The following is a 17,673-nucleotide window of genomic DNA, read 5'->3' on the forward strand; positions in this document are numbered from 1 at the left end:
AAGGACATCGGGCACCGCCGGGGGTCGGCTCGAAGGGGACATGGAAGGAGGATCAGCCGTAGATGCCGCTGCCGCAGGCGACCTGACCGCCGATCATGGCGAAGACTCCCAGCAGGGCCATGATCTGGGAGAAGTCGTCCGTGGTGAACTCGGTGTGCCGGGGACCCACCGCCCGCACACCGGGAATGAGCGCGCATCCGGCCGCGATGGCCGTGGAGTTCCACTCGACGCCGAGGGTGAACGGCGGCTCGGGGGCGCAGAGGCGGAAGTCGGCCACCCGGTCGAGCGCGCGGGCGGTGGCCTCGCGGATGCGGGCCTGGGCGACGGCGGGCGGCAGAAGTTCGGCGGCGAACCTGTCGATCCCCTTCTTGACCGCGACGGTCTCCACGTCACCGAGCAGTTCCCTGGCCTCCTCGCAGACCGCCTCGTCCCCGGTCACCAGGACCACCGGCACGCCGAGCGTCCCGGCGAAGGAGGCGACGAGGCGGGTCTCGCCGCAGACCTCGCCGTTGAGGTGGACGTTCTGGATCTCCTTGCCCATCCAGGTGTGGTTGAGGACGCCGTGCTGGACACCGGCCCGCGCGTGGTAGCCGACGAAGCAGGCCGCCCGGTGGCTCGCGTCGAGTCCCTGTCCCATCCGCAGCGGCTTGCCGGGACCGCGGAGCAGGGTCGCCCGCTCGTCGAGCAGGTCGATCCTGAGGTTCTTGGTCGAACCGTGCGCGTCGTTGACGCGTACCGCGGTGGCGCCCGCGTCGAACGCCCCCTCGATGACCGCGTTGGCGTCGCCGGTCATCAGCTCGCAGCCGCGCTCGTAGCCCCGCCCCCCGGCCTGCATCTCCTCGGGGTCGGTCAGGCCGGTGACACCCTCCATGTCGACCGAGACGTACACCTTCACGCCGTCCCCCACGTCTCGACGCGCCGCGCCTCGTCCTCGGTCATGAAACCGATCTCCCCATCCATGAAGTCGTGAACCTGCTTGCGCCACGCTTCGGGAATCTCCGCGATCGCCGGCCGGTAGCAGCGGTCCAGCCAGGCGGTGGAGGACTCGTTCGCGCGCAGGTACCCGGCCGCCGCGCCGAAGACGGTGTCCTCGATGCCGGGCACCCTGGCGCAGCCGTACTCGATCATCTCCTGGCCGCCGTACGGCGGCGGCTGCTGCCACCTGCGGGCGACCGGGCGGCCCGCGGTGATCGTGGTGCGGAGCGGGCGGCGCTCGACGGCGGCCTGGATGAGCTCCTTGTACAGGCACTTGCCGCAGGTCCCGCAGGGGCCGTTCACCCCGCGCAGGCACCAGCGGACCTGCTCGCGCAGCTCGGAGCCGAGGGCGAGCCGCATCGTGACGGCCTCGCTCACCCCGCCCACCGGGAGCACGATGTGCAGACCGGCCGCGGCGAACGCCCGCCCCCAGGCGCCGTGCGGCGCCCACATCGGGTTGTCGGGGGTGTAGCGGAGCAGGTAGCGGTCGCCTCCCAGCCAGCGCGAGCCCAGCTCGTAGCCGAAGGCCAGGCCCCCCAGGTCGAGCTCGTCCGCCAGCAGCAGCGCGCCGGCGGCGACCGCGTGGTGCTCGGGGTAGCCGGGGCGCGGCTCGGCGAGCGTGAACTCCAGGTCGGAGCGGACGACGGTCAGCTCGCGCCCGGTCCTGGCGGCCAGCGCGGCCAGCACGTCGGAGCGGTAGTGGGTCCACCGGTTGGGCACCCGCGGGTGGGAGACCCGCTGGAAGTGCACGAAGGGCGCGTCGGGCAGCATCGCGGCCACCGCGACCGAGTCCGCCCCGCCGCTGTAGGAGATCGCCAGCCTGGCACCCGACCGCGCCCGTCCCCCTTCGGGGCCGGCCTCGATCCCCCAGCCGTCGCCGATCGCCCTCGCGAGCTCCGGTGAGATCGGCCGGTCGAAGGTGACGCGGCGCCGGGTCCACGGCGCGACCACGGTCCACGCGGCGAGGGCGAGCAGGTCGGGGTGGATGTCACGCGGGGCTCGCGGCAGCTCGACCCGGAACGAGTTCGTGGCCAGCTTCAGCGGCTGGCCGTCGGCGCAGCGGCCGGTGACGTCGTCCTCGGGGTCCAGCCGGAACGACAGGTGCCAGGTGCCGTCGTCCGCGCTCCAGGTCACTCTCACGCGGTGCCCCCGGCGGTCCTGTCCGGAACGCTCCCGCGCTCCCCGGAACCCGCGGCGCGGTCCACGGCCTGCCAGAGCAGCACCTCGTTCTGCAGGACCCCGTCCAGCGCGACCGCGGTCTCCTGGGCCAGCCGGTGGGCGTCGTCCCAGCGTCCGGCCCGCGCGGGGTCGAGAGCGACCCCGGCCACCCGCGCGCGGAGCTCGACGACCTCCGCGCGCAGCGAGGTGACCTCCCTGGCCAGCGTCTGGACCTCCCAGAGCGCGTCCTTGACGTCCTGCCGGTGATCCGCCCTGGAGATGTACCGGGAATCGAACCAGCCGAGGACCGCCCGCCGCAGCGGAGCGGGCACCAGCGCACGCTTCACCAACCGCACCATAATCCGGCACGATACCGGCAATTTTTCATCACCCATGACCGATCCCGGCAAGCCGGATGAGTGCCTCAGCGGCCGGTGAACTCGGCCTTCGACCTCTCGGAGAAGGCGCGCATGCCGATCCCGGCGTCGGCGGTGGCGAACATGCCGGAGAACTGCAGGCGCTCGATCTCCAGGCCGGTGTCCAGGTCGGTCTCCAGGCCGTGGTCGACCGCCTGCTTGGCGGCGCGCAGCGCCAGGGCCGGTCCCCCGGCGAACTGGGCCGCGTACGCGAGGGCCTCGGTGTGAACGTCGTCGTCGGGGACCACCCGGTCCACCAGGCCGATGGCCAGCGCCTCGTCGGCGGCCACGTGGCGTCCGGTGAAGATGAGGTCCTTGGCCTTGGCCGGGCCGATGAGCCTGGGCAGCCGCTGGGTGCCCCCCGCGCCGGGGATGATGCCGAGCAGGACCTCGGGCTGGCCCAGCTTGGCCGACTCTCCCGCGATCCTGATGTCGGCGCACAGGGCCAGCTCGCAGCCGCCACCGAGCGCGTAGCCGGTCACGGCCGCGACGACGGGCTTGCCGATTCTCGCGACGGCGGTGAAGCAGTCCTGCAGGGTCCGCGAGTGGACCGCCATGTCCGCGTACGACATGTCGGCCATCTCCTTGATGTCGGCACCGGCCGCGAAGACCCGCCCCCCGTAGAGGACCACGGCGCTCACGTCCCCGTCGGCGTCCACCTGCCGGGCGCACTCGGCGATCTCCAGCTGGACCTGCCGGTTGAGCGCGTTCATCTTCGGCCGGTCGAGCCTGATCGTCGCGACCCCATCGGCCTTCTCCACCCGCACGAACTCACCCATGGACGTCCCTCCGTCAAGATTCACGACGCGACCGGTCCGATGCCGGTCGCGCCGTGATCCAACATAGAGCGCCGCTCAGTTGACGGGCATGGCCAGGTCCCTGCTCCCCGCCGCACTCGCCGCGACGCGCCCTTCCGCCCGCCTCGACGGCCCGGCGATCACCCTGCGGTAGATCGCCTCGTACGCGCGGGCCATCGTCTCCAGCCCGAAGAAACGCTCCGCCCGGGAGCGGCAGGCGTGCGGGTCGAGCACGTCGGCCGCCTCGATGGCGGCGGAGAGCTCCGCGGGGGTGCCGCGGATGAATCCGGTGACCCCGTCCACGACCACCTCGGGCACCGCGCCCCTGCCCAGGGCGACCACGGGCGTGCCGCAGGCCATGGCCTCGATCATCACCATCCCGAACGGCTCCTCCCAGACCACCGGGAAGACCAGGCACCTGGCCGCGGCCAGCAGTTCGCGTTTGCGGGCGGTGTCGGCCTCGCCGACGTATTCGGCGTCGGGACCCAGGCGTGGCCCGACGTAGGCGTCGAAGTAGTCGTGCTCGGTCTTCTCGGTGAGCTTGCCGGCCAGCAGGATGCGCCGCCCGGCCGCGCGAGCGGCGTCGATGGCCAGGTGGGCGCCCTTGTCCTCGCTGAACCTGCCCAGCCAGAGCGTCCAGTCCTCCTTGCGTTCCCTGAAGGGGAACGCCTCGACGTCGACGGCGTTGTGGACGACCCCCGCCCAGTTCAGGTCGGGGGCGATGCGCCGCTGGGCCTCGGAGATGGCGACCATGGACATGCCCGCGCCGAGCACCCGGTAGTACTCGCCGTACTCGCCCCCCACCTCGCCGTGGCAGGTGATCACGGTCGGCGCGGCCTGCGCGGGCGCGGTCAGCGGGCCGGCCAGGGAGTGGTCGTGGATCACGTCCACGACGAGCTTCGAGCTCATCGCGTACGCCCTGGCGGCGTGCAGGACCTCGGGCAGCGCCTCGCCGATCCGCTCGGACGGCGCCCGCCCGTAGGTGGCCAGGAAGCGCGCCGGCGTCCCGGCCGTGCCCGCCCCGATCATCGTGACGTCGTGCCCGCGCCGGGTCAGCCCGGCGACGAGGCCCGCCACCATCGACTCGATGCCCCCGTAGCCGCTGGGCGGTACGTCGTACCAGGGCGGCGCGACCATCAGGATGCGCATGCCGTTGGACCACCCCGGGACAGCTCTGGAAGAAACCATGGCGACCTCACCTGGAGAGAGACGAAGGAAACGGTCAGTGCACCTGCCTCAGGGCGGCGGTCAGCGGCCTGCGCGGCGCGTTGATCAGGGTGATCCCGTCCGGCAGCCCGCTGATGGTGGCGCCGGACGCGCCGACGTCGATCGTGACCCTGGCTCCCGCGAGCGGCAGTCCCTGGATCCGCAGGCCCTCCAGCCCGACGGGATCCAGCCACACCCGCCCGTAGGGAACCCACGGCTCGAAGCGCAGCAGACTCCTGACCAGCTGGATGGGGCTCGCCGCGGCCCACGCCTGCGGGGAGCAGGAGGTGGGGTACGGCACGGGCCAGGTGAACTCGGCCCGGTCGAACCCGCAGAACAGCTCGGGCAGCCGCCAGCCGAATGCCTCGGCCGCGTCCAGCAGGCCGTAGGCGATCCGCTGCGCGTCCCGGGTGAAGCCGTAGCGCATCAGCCCGGACGCGATCAGGGCGTTGTCGTGCGGCCAGACCGAGCCGTTGTGGTAGCTCATCGGGTTGTAGGCGCCCATGGTGGAGGCGAGGGTCCGCACCCCGTACCCGGTGAACATCTCCGGCGAGAGCAGCCGCTCGGCGACCTGTGCCGCCCGGTCCTCGTCGACGATGCCGGCCCACAGGCAGTGCCCCATGTTCGAGGCGAGACTGTCGATGGCGCGCCCGGCGCCGTCGAGACCGACGGCGTAGTAGCCCCGGTCCGGCAGCCAGAAGCGCTCGTTGAAGGCGTCCCTGATCCGGCTCGCGCGGGCCGTCCACTGTTCCTCCAGAGCCGGGTCGCCGACCTCGTGGGCGAAGTGGGCGCGGGCGATGTAGGCGGCGTAGACGTAGCCCTGGACCTCCGCCAGGGCGATGGGCGGGCGGGCCAGGGTGCCGTCGGCGAAGTTGATGCCGTCGAAGGAGTCCTTCCATCCCTGGTTGACCAGTCCGTGGTCGGTCTTGCGCCGGTAGGACAGGAACGGGTCGGCGCACCTGGTGATCCAGTCGAGGGCGGCGTCGGCGTGCGGCATGAGTTCCTCGACGGCCTCCCTGTGCATGCCCCACCGGCGCAGCTCGCCCAGGACCATCACGAACAGCGGGGTCGAGTCCACCGAGCCGTAGTAGGCGCGGCCGGCCTGCGGCGAGGCGCCGACCTGGGTCCCGAAGCGGAGCTCGTGCAGGATCTTGCCCGGCTCCTCCTCGGTGAGCGGGTCGTCGACGGTGCCCTGGAGCCTGGCCAGGCGGCGCAGGGTGCCCAGCGCCAGGCACTGGTCCATCTGCAGCGCCATCCACGAGGTCAGCAGCGAGTCACGGCCGAACAGGGTCATGAACCACGGCGCGCCCGCGGCGATGGTCGGCGGCTCGTCCGGCCTGTCGGACTCGAAGAGCCGGAGCGCGCCGAGATCCTCCTTGGAGCGTTCCAGCGCCTTCGACAGGAGGCGGTCGGAGGTGACGACGACCGGGCTGAGGCGCTCCCAGTCGGCCCGGCGCCTGGCGGGCTCCGCGTTCTCCAGGGGACAGCGCGTGGAGAACCAGGCCGGTGACTCCTCGCCCTCCAGGATCGGGTTGACCTGCAGGCTGACGGTCCACTCGCCCCGGGCGGGCACCACGACCCTGAAGATGAGCATGCCCGGCACGGCGAACGGCGACGGTTCGGCCACCACCCTGGTGCCGCGCGAGCGGCAGGTGGAGATGATCAGCAGCCCCGACCTGTCAGCGGTCATCTCCACGTCGGCCACGTGCCTGACCCGGCCCGCCTTCACCTCGAACAGGTCCGCCACATCGGAGGCCACGTGGATGTCGACGACGCATCCGGCGGGCTCGTCGGCCAGGTTGCGCAGGGTCACGTCCTCGCGGAGGCCGCCGCCGACGTAGCGGTCCCTGATCACGAGCAGGCTGCTCTCGGCCCGCCCCGGACGGGGGCCGGTCCTGCCGAGGAACGTCGCGTGGTACGGCTCGGCCGACAGCACCCCGAGAGGCTCCACCGCCGTCTCGTCCACCCTGAGCTCCCAGCGCGAGAGCAGCCGGGTGTCGGCGTGGTAGACACCCTGTGCCCCACCGGGCCGGATGTCGCCGTTGCGCGCGCACACACAGAAGGAGCCCCCCTCGACCAGGGTGACCGTGGTGTCGCCCAGCGGGCCCGGCTGGCCCTCGAACGTCCATGCGTTCAATGCTCACTCCAGCCTGTGCGATATGTCGGCTATCAAGCCATTCCCGAATAAAAGGAGAGAGAACTAGACAAAAGGGGTCCATTGTCACGTTTTGCCCGATAAAAGAGCTTTTGTCCGACTCGGCTTGATATTTCGCCCCCGCGCGCCATCGGCCACCCACCCGCCTGTTGCGACAAAAACCGCAAAAAACCGGCTCTGTCACATCGGTTGGAGTCACAGCCGGGAAGATCCTGGCACGCCGGAAGGTAAACCGATAGTAGTCATTTCATTACCCAAAGTGACTAGCGACAGGAGGATGTCGTGACAGGCATCGACCGGCGAGGATTCGCCAGGCTGGCAGGGCTGGGCGCGGTGGGGGCCATGGCCCCCGCGGTCCCGGCCGCCGTCTCGCTCACCGGCCCGGCCCCCACCGGCCCCCGGCGGGAGCCCCGTGACGGAGAGCGCTGGGACACCTGCCTGAAGGTGGCACGGGATCTGCTGCTGATCGACGAGAACGGCGCGGACCTCAAACTCGAATACCTCAGGGTGCTGATCGACAAAGGTCTGCCCAGGACCCGCAGCCCCAAGAGGATCCTGGTCGTCGGCGCCGGGATCTCCGGGCTGGTGGCCGCCACGCTGCTGAAGCGGGCCGGGCACCGGGTCACCGTCATCGAGGCCAACGGCAACCGGATCGGCGGCCGGATCAAGACCTTCCGTACCGGTTTCGCCGACCGGCGGCAGTACGCCGAGGCGGGGGCGATGCGCATCCCCGACTTCCACCCGCTCACCCTCGCGCTGATCGACAAGCTCGGCATCTCCCGCCGCCTGTTCTACAACGTCGACGTGCGGCCCGGCGACGCGGCGAGCGGACCGACACCGCCGGTCGTCTACACCTCGCGCCGCGGACCGGTCTGGCGCTCCGGGCCATCGCGCGGGGAGTTCACCGCACCGCGGCGGGCGAACCACACCTGGATCCGGGTCAACGGCATCTCGCAACGGCGCGACGAGTACGCCAGGGACCCGCGAAAGATCAACGCCTCGTTCGGGCTCAGGGACGACAGGACCGCGGGAAGGATCCTGGACGAGGCGCTGGATCCGGTCAGGGACTACTTCTCCGTCGTCCGCGGCTCCGAGCGGGTCGACAAGCCGCTGCCCGAGCTGATCGAGGGCTGGGCCCGCGTGCTGTACGACTTCGACGACCACTCCATGAACCGCTTCCTCCGGGAGCACGCCAGGTTGAGCGACGCGGCCATCGACGCCATCGGCACCATCGAGAACCTGACCTCCCGGCTGCCGCTGTCGTTCATGCACACCTTCCTCACCCGGAGCCTGGTCAACCCGTCGGCGACCTACTGGGAGATGGCCGGAGGCAGCCGGGAGCTGCCCTACCGGCTGGAACCCGGGCTGCGCGGGAACATCCGGATGGACCGCCGGGCCGTGCGGATCCGGCACACCGCCCGGGGGGTGCGCGTGGAGACGGTCACCGAGACGGGCAGCACCGAGTCCGTCTCCCGGCCCCAGGGCAGGGGTGAGACGTTCGAGGGAGATCTCGCGATCATCACGATCCCGTTCTCCGCGCTGCGCCACGTGGAGATCACCCCGGCTCTGCCGTACCCGAAGCGGCGCGCGGTGATCGAGCTGCACTACGACTCCGCGACCAAGGTGCTGCTGGAGTTCCGCAGGCGCTGGTGGGAGTTCGACGAGCGAGACTGGAAGCGCGAGCTGGGCCCCCGCTACCGCCCTGGGCCCGCGAGCCACGTGACGGGCGGCGGCTCGGTCACCGACAACGCCAACAGGTTCGTCTACTTCCCCTCGCACCCGGTGCGCGGCAGCGAGGGCGGGGTCGTGCTGGCCAGCTACGCGTGGGCCGACGACGCCTCCCGGTGGGACTCCATGGACGACGCCGAGCGCTACGGCCACGCGCTGCGCGGACTTCAGGAGGTACACGGGGAGCGCATCGCCGACTTCTACACCGGCCACGGCCAGACCCAGAGCTGGCTGCGCAACCGCTACGCCTTCGGCGAGGCCGCGGTCTTCACCCCCGGCCAGATGACCGAGATCCACCCCGCCATCACCGCACCCGTCGGGCGGCTGCACTTCGCGGGCGAGCACACCTCGCTCAAGCACTCCTGGATAGAGGGCGCCCTGGAGTCGGCCGTCCGCGCGGCTCTGGAGGCCAACGCCTGACGCCGCCGTCCACCCGGCGTGTCCACCCGGCGCGCGCCGGGTGGACACGCGCTCAACGGAGGGTGCCGTTGGTCATGCCCACGGGCTCCTCGGGCACCGCGACCAGGCCGAGCTCCGCGGGCGACGCCACCAGGGAGTGGTCGGGAACGATCCGGACCGTGTAGCCGAACGGGCCGGTGCGCTCCAGGGGGATGGTCCCGCCGAAGACGGCCCTGCCGTCGTCGCCCACGTTCTCGACCGTCAGGTCGGCGTAGGCGGGCGCGACCAGGTCGTCGTGGTCCCCGACCCGTCCGTAGGCCGCCTGGACCCGGATGTCACCGGGTTCCAGCTCGCCGAGGGCGACGGTGGCCTTCAGCCCCAGGGACGATCCGAGCTCGGGGGTGTCGCCGAGACCCGCGGCCTCCACATGCTCGACCCGCACACCCGGCCAGGCCCTGCCGACCCGGAGCTTCCACGCCGCGAAGCTCCTCGCCTGCTCGTACCCGTCGCCGGACAGGGCGCGCGCGGAGGAGGCCGCGGGGGCGTAGAGACCCACCACGTAGTCGCGGAGCATCCGCCCGGCGAGCACCTTGGGACCGAGCGAGGTCAGGGTGTGCCTGACCATCTCCAGCCAGCGCCGGGGCAGGCCGTCCGCGCGGTCGTAGAACCGGTCGGCCACCTCGTGCTCGATCAGGTCGTAGAGGGCGGTGGCCTCCAGCTCGTCGCGACGGTCGGGGTCGGCGACGCCGTCGGCGGTGGGGATGGCCCAGCCGTTGGTGCCGTCGTACCACTCGTCCCACCAGCCGTCGCGGATGGACAGGTTGAGCCCGCCGTTGAGCGCCGCCTTCATGCCGGACGTGCCGCACGCCTCCAGCGGGCGGAGCGGGTTGTTCATCCACACGTCGCAGCCCTGGACGAGCAGCTGACCCAGGGCCATGTCGTAGTCGGGCAGGAAGACGATGCGGTGCCGCACGTCCTCCGCGTCGGCGAACTTCACGATCTGCTGGATGAGCTTCTTGCCGCCCTCGTCGGCCGGGTGCGCCTTGCCCGCGATCACGATCTGGACCGGCTTGACCGGGTCGAGCAGCAGCGCCCGGAGCCTTTCGGGGTCGGACAGCATCAGGGTGAGCCGCTTGTACGAGGGCACCCTGCGGGCGAAGCCGATGGTCAGCACCTCGGGGTCGAGGGCCTCGTCGATCCAGCCGAGCTCGGGCGGGGAGGCGCCCCGGTTGAGCCACGACTGGCGGAGCCGGGCGCGGGCCGCCCTGACCAGCCTCTCGCGCAGCCTCCCCCGGATGCCCCAGACGTCGCCGTCCGAGATCTTGGTGATGCTCTCCCAGCCCTGGGCCTGCTCGACCAGCGTGGGCAGTTCCTGACCGGCCAGCTCCATGATCTCGCGGCCCACCCAGGTGGGCGCGTGCACGCCGTTGGTGATGAACCCGATCGGGACCTCGTCGGCGTCGAAGCCGGGCCAGAGCCACTGGAACATCTCCCGGCTCACGGCGCCGTGCAGTTCGGAGACGCCGTTGACGCGCTGGGCCAGCCGCATGCCCATCGCGGCCATGTTGAACTTGCCCGGCTCGTCCTCGGCGCCGAGCGCGAGGATGCGGTCGGTCGGGACCGTGGGCCACGCGTTGTCGCCGCCGAACTGGCGGGCGATCATCTCCGTGGGGAAGCGGTCGATCCCGGCGGGCACCGGGGTGTGCGTGGTGAAGACGGTGCCGGCCCGCACCGCCTCCAGCGCCTCGTCGAAGGAGAGCCTGGCCTCGGTGAGTTCGCGGATGCGCTCCAGGCCGAGGAAGCCGGCGTGCCCCTCGTTGGTGTGGAACACCTCGGGCTCGGCGTGCCCGGTGACCCGGCAGTAGGCCCGGATGGCGCGGACGCCGCCGACGCCGAGCAGCAGTTCCTGGAGCAGGCGGTGGTCGGTGCCGCCGCCGTACAGGCGGTCGGTGACGTCGCGGGCCGCGGTGTCGTTCTCGGCCACGTCGGAGTCGAGCAGCAGCAGCGGCACCCTGCCGACCTGGAGCACCCAGACCTGGGCGTGCAGCGTGCGCTGCTCGGGAAGGCTGAGCTTGATCCGTACCGGGGTGCCGTCCTGCTCCTTGAGCAGGGTCAGCGGCAGGCCGCCCGGATCGAGGGAGGGGTAGTGCTCAAGCTGCCAGCCCTCGGGCGAGAGGGACTGGGTGAAGTAGCCGTGCCGGTAGAGCAGGCCGACGGCCAGGATGGGCACGCCGAGGTCGCTGGCCGCCTTGAGGTGGTCGCCGGCGAGGATGCCGAGCCCGCCGGAGTACTGCGGCAGCGCGGCGGCGATGCCGTACTCGGGTGAGAAGTAGGCGATGCTCCGGGGAGCGTCGGGGATGGTCTGGTACCAGCGGGGAGCGGTCATGTATTCGCGGAGATCGTCGGCCGCGTCGGCCAGCCGCCGCAGGAAGCGGCGGTCGGCGGCGAGCTCGCGGAGCCTGTCGGCCTCCACGGCACCCAGCAGGGCGACGGGATCGTACCCGACACGACCCCAGATCGCCGGATCGACCTCGCCGAACAGGTCCAATGTCTCCGGGTGCCACGACCAGCGCAAATTCAGCACGAGCTCCCCGAGGGGTGCCAGCTCGGGGGGCAGGACGGTGCGGACGGTAAACCTGCGAATAGCTCTCACGGTGCCAGACCCTAGTTACTCAGCGCCACGAGGGCGACTCAAACACTCACGCGTCTCCCCCTCACCGCTATCAATCTCCCCCAAACACATCAAAGGCAGGTGATCGACTGTTAGGACAACTCGCCGAAGAGTAAGAGGTCCCGCACTCTATCCACCGGCACGCATGAAGATGGACTATTAGGGCACCGGACATACGAGCCAGAATGCGCTGCCCTCGGAACCGGCCGTCCCGGCAGGGCAGGGCTCCGCCTTGCCCCGAGGGCGGCCGCCGGAGACGATTGAAAATCGAAGATCTTTCCTTGCTGACTTCCCCGGCGGCACCGGGCGTGCCGCCGCTACCTTGAGACGCGATGATCGGACGAATCCCAATCCTGGACATCTACCCCACGGTCGAATGCGGGCGTTACCCCGCGAAGGCCGCCGCGGGTGAGACCTTCGAGATCTCCGCGACCGTGTTCCGCGAGGGACACGACGCGGTCGCCGCAGGGGTCGTGTTCACCGGCCCCGACGGCGTGCGCGGGCCGCTGCTGCCCATGGGCGAGCTCGGGCCCGGCACCGACCGCTGGGGCGTGGAGGTGACGCTGCCCACCGAGGGCGAGTGGCGCTTCCGGGTGGAGGCCTGGGGCGATCCCCTGGCCACCTGGCTGCACGACGCGGGCATCAAGATCCCCCGCGACCTGGACGCCGACCTGATGTGCGAGGAGGGCGCCCGGCTCTTCGACCGCGCGGCGCGGGCCGTACGGGCCGCCGACTGCGAACCGGCGACCGGCACCGTCGCGACCGGCAGGCCGGTGAGCGGCAGGACCCCCGCGGCGAGGACGGCGAAGCGCGGCAAGGTCACCCAGGCACACGCGTGCGGGCACCGCGCCGCGCTCCAGGCGGTCGCGGCCAGGCTCCGCGACACCCGGATCGACCCGCGTGCCCGGTTCACCGTCGCCCAGCTTCCGGAGACGGCGGCGCTGCTGCACGCGCACCCCCTGCGTTCGCTGATCACGAGATCGTCCCCGCGCTCGGTGGTGGTGCACCGCCGCAGGGCGCTGTTCGGGTCGTGGTACGAGTTCTTCCCGCGCTCCGAGGGTGCGATCATCGAGCGGGACGCAGCCCCCAAGTCCGGAAATTTCCAGACTGCCGCGAAGCGGCTGCCGGCCGTCGCGAAGATGGGCTTCGACGTCGTCTACCTGCCGCCGATCCACCCGATCGGGCAGAGCTTCCGCAAGGGGCGCAACAACACCCTGACGCCCGAGCCGTACGACCCCGGCTCGCCCTGGGCGATCGGCTCGCAGCAGGGCGGTCACGACGCCATCCACCCCGACCTGGGCACCTTCGAGGACTTCGACGCCTTCGTGACGAAGACCCGCGAGCTGGGCATGGAGGTCGCCATCGACCTGGCCCTGCAGTGCGCGCCCGACCACCCGTGGGTCACCGAGCACCCGGAGTGGTTCAACATCCGCGCCGACGGCTCGATCGCCTACGCGGAGAACCCGCCGAAGAAGTACCAGGACATCTATCCGCTGAACTTCGACAAGGATCCCGAGGGGATCTACGAGGAGATCAGGCGGGTGGTGCGGCTCTGGATGGATCACGGCGTGCGGATCTTCCGGGTGGACAACCCGCACACCAAGCCGGTGGCCTTCTGGGAGAGGTTGCTGGCCGACATCAACGCCACGGACCCGGACGTGCTGTTCCTGGCCGAGGCGTTCACCCGGCCGGCGATGATGCGGACGCTGGCCAAGGTCGGTTTCCACCAGTCGTACACGTACTTCACCTGGAAGAACTCGCGCTCGGACGTCGAGGATTACCTGAGCGAGCTCTCCCACGAGACGTCGTCGTACATGCGGCCGAACGTGTTCGTTAACACTCCAGACATTCTCCACGAGTACCTTCAGCATGGGGGTGTCCCGGCATTCCACATCAGAGCAGTACTTGCGGCGATGGCGATGCCGACCTGGGGCGTCTATGCGGGCTATGAACTTGCGGAGAATGTACCGGTTAGACCAGGCAGCGAGGAATATCTAGATAGTGAGAAATATCAGTACAAACCCCGTGATTGGGTAGGGGCTGAGCGGGAAGGTCGTAGCCTTGCCCCGTTCATCACGCAACTCAATTTGTTCCGAAGAGCACACCCGGCGCTCCAGGAACTGCGTAATCTACGATTTCACAGCGTTAACCATCCGGACATGGTCTGCTTCTCCAAGCGGCTGCCCGGCGCCTACGACACGGCCACACGACGGCACGGCCTGGGCGACGTGGTCCTCGTGGTCGTGAACCTGGATCCGCACAACACCCACGAGGCGACGGTGTCGCTGGACATGCCCGCCCTCGGTCTCGACTGGCAAGCCGAGTTCGTCGTGGACGACGAGCTGTCGGGCGAGTCGTACCGGTGGCGGCAGGACAACTACGTGCGCCTCGATCCCCACATCCACCCAGCGCACGTCTTCACTCTGCGTGCAGCGGCGGCGAACCAGCGGTGAGCCGGCCGGGTACGCGTATACCGGCAGAACAGCGGGGAGTCCACTGGTGAGTCAGCTACCTGAGCCAATTCCGAACACCTTCGACGAGGAAGAACCGCGCGATCCCTACTGGTTCAAGCGCGCCGTCTTCTACGAGGTTCTCATCCGGGGCTTCGCCGACTCCAACGGCGACGGCACCGGAGACATCCGCGGTCTCATCCAGAAACTGGACTACCTCCAGTGGCTCGGCGTCGACTGCCTCTGGCTGCTGCCGCTGTACGAGTCACCGCTGCGCGACGGCGGGTACGACATCGCCGACTTCATGAAGATCCTTCCCGACTTCGGGGACCTCGGAGATTTCGTGAAGCTGGTCGACGAGGCGCACAAGCGCGGCATGCGGGTCATCGCCGACCTGGTGATGAACCACACCAGCGACCAGCACCCGTGGTTCCAGGCCTCCCGGCACGACCCCGAGGGTCCTTTCGGCGACTTCTACGTCTGGAACGACCACGACGAGCTCTACAAGGACGCCCGGGTCATCTTCATCGACACCGAGACGTCCAACTGGTCGCACGACCCGGTCCGGGGACAGTACTACTGGCACCGCTTCTTCTCGCACCAGCCGGACCTCAACTACGAGAACCCCGACGTGCAGGACGCGATGCTGGAGGTACTCCGCTTCTGGCTGGACCTCGGCATCGACGGGTTCCGGATGGACGCCATCCCGTACCTGTTCGAGCAGGACGGCACCAACTGCGAGAACCTGCCCAGGACCCACGAGTACCTGAAGCGGGTCAGGGCGGAGGTCGACCGGCTCTACCCCGACCGGGTGCTGCTGGCCGAGGCCAACCAGTGGCCCGCCGACGTGGTCGAGTACTTCGGCGACCCCGCCACCGGGGGCGACGAGTGCCACATGGCGTTCCACTTTCCGCTGATGCCGCGCATCTTCATGGCGGTCAGGAGGGAGTCGCGCTACCCGATCTCGGAGATCATGGCCCAGACGCCGAAGATCCCGGAGAACTGCCAGTGGGGCATCTTCCTCCGCAACCATGACGAGCTCACGCTTGAGATGGTGACGGACGACGAGCGCGACTACATGTACTCGGAGTACGCCAAGGACCCCCGGATGCGGGCCAACGTCGGCATCCGGCGGCGGCTGGCGCCGCTGCTGGAGAACGACCGCAACCAGATCGAGCTGTTCACGGCGTTGCTGCTCTCCCTGCCAGGTTCTCCCGTGCTGTACTACGGCGACGAGATCGGGATGGGGGACAACATCTGGCTGGGCGACCGCGACGGGGTCCGCACCCCGATGCAGTGGAGTCCCGACCGCAACGCGGGATTCTCCGACTGCGACCCCGGCCGCCTGTATCTCCCGGTCATCATGGACCCGATCTACGGCTACCAGGCGCTGAACGTCGAGGCCCAGCAGCGGAGCGCGGGCTCGCTGCTGCACTGGACCAAGCGGATGATCGACATCCGCAAGCGGCACCCGGTCTTCGGCCTCGGCGCGTTCACCGAGCTGAACTCCTCCAACCCGAGCGTCCTGGCCTACGTGCGGGAACTCGGCGACGACCGGATCCTGTGCGTCAACAACCTCTCCAGGTTCCCTCAGCCGGTGGAGCTGGATCTCCGCCGCTTCGAGGGGTCGATTCCCGTGGAGACGATGGGCGGAGTTCCGTTCCCACCAATTGGCGAGCTTCCGTATCTTTTGACGCTCCCGGGGCATGGGTTCTACTGGTTCACCCTGCCGCCCGTATCCCAGGAGGCGTAAAGCCGTGTTGACGGAGCTCCTTACCGGTTGGATCACCCATCAACGATGGTTCGCCGGTAAGGGGCGTCCGATCGACAATCTCGTCGTCGACTCGGACGTGCAACTCGCACCACGCCTGCGCCACGTGATCATCTCGGTTCACCAGGCCGGGGTACGCGACCGGTACCAGCTGCTGCTCGGCACCGACGCGCCCGACGAGTACCGCTTCAAGCCCGCCCACATCGGCGAGGACTACTACGACGCCGCCTACGACGCCGACCTCACCTGCGTCGTGTTGACCGGCATGGCGGAGAACCGCGATCTGGGCCCGCTCCGCTTCCGCCACCTCGACGGGGTGGAGATCAACACCTCCCTGCGGAGCCTGGTGCTCAACGCCGAGCAGTCCAACACCTCCCTGGTGTACGGCGACACCTACATCTGCAAGCTGTTCCGCCGCCTGACCCCCGGGGTCAACCCGGAACTGGAGATCGTCACCGCCCTGGCCCGCCGTGACGGCACCCACATCGCGCGGCCGTACGGCTGGATCGAGACCGACCTCGACGGCGAGCCCACCACGCTGGCGATGACCCAGGAGTTCCTGTCGAACTCCAACGACGGCTGGGCGCTGGCGCTGACCAGCGTCCGCGACCTCTACGGCGCCCTGGAGTCCTCCGCCTCGGAGGCGGGCGGCGACTTCAGCGCCGAGTCCTTCCGCCTCGGCGTGGCCACCGCCCAGGTACACCACGAGCTGGCCGCCGCCTTCCCGGTCGACGTGATCGAGTCGCAGGAGGTCAAGCGGATGGTCGAGGAGTTCGGCCGCCGCCTGGCCGTCGCGGTCGCCGAGGTGCCCGAGCTCCGCGAGCACGCCCATGTCGCCGAGGAGGCGTACCAGCGGGTCTCCGAGGTGGCCAGGGAGATGCCGGTCCAGCGTGTCCACGGCGACTACCACCTCGGCCAGGTGATGCGGACCCCCACAGACTGGATCATCCTCGACTTCGAGGGCGAGCCCGGACAGCCCATCGCCGAGCGCCGGGCCCTGGCCTCACCGCTACGCGACGTGGCCGGGATGCTCCGCTCCTTCGACTACGCGGCCCGCCACCTGCTGGCCGACCACGTCGACGCCGACGAGCTGCGCCCCCGCGCGGTGGAGTGGGCCGAGCTCAACCGCTCCTCCTTCCTGGCCGGCTACTCCGCCGGAGGCGGCCATCTGCGCGCCGAGGACGCCGTCCTGCTCCGCGCCCTGGAACTCGACAAAGCCGCCTACGAGGTCGTCTACGAGGCCCGCAACCGCCCGACCTGGCTGCACATCCCGATGGCCGCCTTCCAGCTGGACCGCTGACGGGTTCACTTCGAGCGGGGCAGCAGCACCTTGTCGATGATGTAGACGGTGGCGTTCTTGGTGGCGATGTCGCCGCAGACCACCTTGGCCCTGCCGGAGACGATGAAGTCCTGCCCCGAGCCCTTGACGGTGATCTGGCCGCCCTGCATGGTCTTCAGCGGGGCTGCGGTCAGCTGGGACGGGCTCTTCCTGCCCTCGACCACGTGGTAGGTCAGCAGCTTGGCCAGTTGCGGCTTGTCGGCCATCAGCTTCTTGAGGGTGCCGGGCGGCAGCTGGTCGAAGGCCGCGTTGCTGGGAGCGAAGATCGTGATGCCCTTGGCCGTGTAGAGCTTGTTGGTCAGACCCGCGTCCTTGATGGCGGTGCTCAGGGTGGACAGCTCGGGGTTCTCGGCCACCGCGGTGGTGACCCGCTCCCTGGCCGCGTTGCCGAGGCTGCCCTTGCCGGTGGCCGGCAGGGCGGAGCAGCCGGGGCCGACCGGCTTGCCGCTCACGCCGGGCGAAGGTGACGACGTGCGGCCCGGGGGCGACGCCGCCGGCGTCGGGGTGGGTGCGGCCTCAACCGCGGCGAGTTCCGCCAACGCTGAAGCGATGTCCATCCGCAGGTCGGCGGATACGGATCGGCCGTCGATCGAGGAGAGTTCTCGCTG

General features: G+C 70.0%; 12 protein-coding genes. 4 read left to right on the forward strand and 8 right to left on the reverse strand.

What is annotated here, in order from left to right:
* Positions 1-52 precede the first annotated feature (52 nt).
* The 6 genes from AB0J58_RS36440 to AB0J58_RS36465 all read right to left on the reverse strand — a co-directional run bounded on the left by AB0J58_RS36440 (position 53) and on the right by AB0J58_RS36465 (position 6,689).
* Entirely contained in the window at positions 53-895 is an 843-nt protein-coding gene (locus AB0J58_RS36440) for a M55 family metallopeptidase (RefSeq protein ID WP_364224468.1), read from the reverse strand.
* Positions 892-2,115 carry a DUF6395 domain-containing protein gene (locus AB0J58_RS36445; RefSeq protein ID WP_364224470.1) on the reverse strand — a complete coding sequence of 408 codons (1,224 nt, stop codon included), beginning with the start codon at positions 2,113-2,115 and terminating at the stop codon, positions 892-894. Before AB0J58_RS36445 ends, AB0J58_RS36440 begins: the two co-directional genes overlap by 4 nt.
* Positions 2,112-2,480: a hypothetical protein gene (locus AB0J58_RS36450; protein ID WP_364224472.1), complete on the reverse strand. Its 369-nt coding sequence runs from the start codon at positions 2,478-2,480 to the stop codon at positions 2,112-2,114. The genes AB0J58_RS36445 and AB0J58_RS36450 overlap by 4 nt, the downstream gene beginning before the upstream one ends.
* A 77-nt stretch (positions 2,481-2,557) precedes the next feature.
* Positions 2,558-3,328 (reverse strand): enoyl-CoA hydratase-related protein, encoded by a 771-nt coding sequence (locus tag AB0J58_RS36455; RefSeq protein WP_343972891.1) that lies wholly within the window; start codon positions 3,326-3,328, stop codon positions 2,558-2,560.
* 75 nt (positions 3,329-3,403) lie between these two features.
* Entirely contained in the window at positions 3,404-4,495 is a 1,092-nt protein-coding gene (locus AB0J58_RS36460) for a glycosyltransferase family 4 protein (RefSeq protein ID WP_364224474.1), read from the reverse strand.
* Between the two features lie 73 nt (positions 4,496-4,568).
* Positions 4,569-6,689, reverse strand: coding sequence for a glycogen debranching N-terminal domain-containing protein (locus AB0J58_RS36465; RefSeq protein ID WP_364224476.1), 2,121 nt, complete (start codon positions 6,687-6,689; stop codon positions 4,569-4,571).
* A 300-nt stretch (positions 6,690-6,989) separates the two neighbouring features.
* Here AB0J58_RS36465 and AB0J58_RS36470 point away from each other — a divergent pair, with 300 nt between their 5' ends.
* Complete coding sequence (locus AB0J58_RS36470; RefSeq protein ID WP_364224478.1) at positions 6,990-8,855, forward strand: FAD-dependent oxidoreductase; 1,866 nt, start codon at positions 6,990-6,992, stop codon at positions 8,853-8,855.
* A 52-nt stretch (positions 8,856-8,907) separates the two neighbouring features.
* Here AB0J58_RS36470 and glgP read toward each other — a convergent pair whose 3' ends face one another.
* Positions 8,908-11,487, reverse strand: a complete 2,580-nt coding sequence (gene glgP / locus AB0J58_RS36475; protein WP_364157536.1) for an alpha-glucan family phosphorylase — start codon at positions 11,485-11,487, stop codon at positions 8,908-8,910.
* A 350-nt stretch (positions 11,488-11,837) separates the two neighbouring features.
* On the opposite strand from glgP, the gene AB0J58_RS36480 reads away from it, so the two are divergent.
* From AB0J58_RS36480 to AB0J58_RS36490, 3 genes are read left to right on the forward strand one after another with little or no spacing between them, the layout of a single operon-like run.
* Complete coding sequence (locus AB0J58_RS36480; RefSeq protein ID WP_364224480.1) at positions 11,838-13,958, forward strand: alpha-1,4-glucan--maltose-1-phosphate maltosyltransferase; 2,121 nt, start codon at positions 11,838-11,840, stop codon at positions 13,956-13,958.
* A gap of 46 nt (positions 13,959-14,004) precedes the next feature.
* Positions 14,005-15,708, forward strand: coding sequence for a maltose alpha-D-glucosyltransferase (gene treS / locus AB0J58_RS36485; RefSeq protein ID WP_030913794.1), 1,704 nt, complete (start codon positions 14,005-14,007; stop codon positions 15,706-15,708).
* A 4-nt stretch (positions 15,709-15,712) separates the two neighbouring features.
* Positions 15,713-17,026: an aminoglycoside phosphotransferase gene (locus AB0J58_RS36490; RefSeq protein ID WP_364224482.1), complete on the forward strand. Its 1,314-nt coding sequence runs from the start codon at positions 15,713-15,715 to the stop codon at positions 17,024-17,026.
* Positions 17,027-17,031: 5 nt separating this feature from the next.
* Here AB0J58_RS36490 and AB0J58_RS36495 read toward each other — a convergent pair.
* The coding region (locus tag AB0J58_RS36495; RefSeq protein ID WP_364224484.1) for a fasciclin domain-containing protein at positions 17,032-17,673 on the reverse strand (642 nt) is incomplete at its 5' end.

Source organism: Streptosporangium sp. NPDC049644, assembly GCF_040675205.1.
Lineage (GTDB): Bacteria > Actinomycetota > Actinomycetes > Streptosporangiales > Streptosporangiaceae > Streptosporangium > Streptosporangium fukuiense.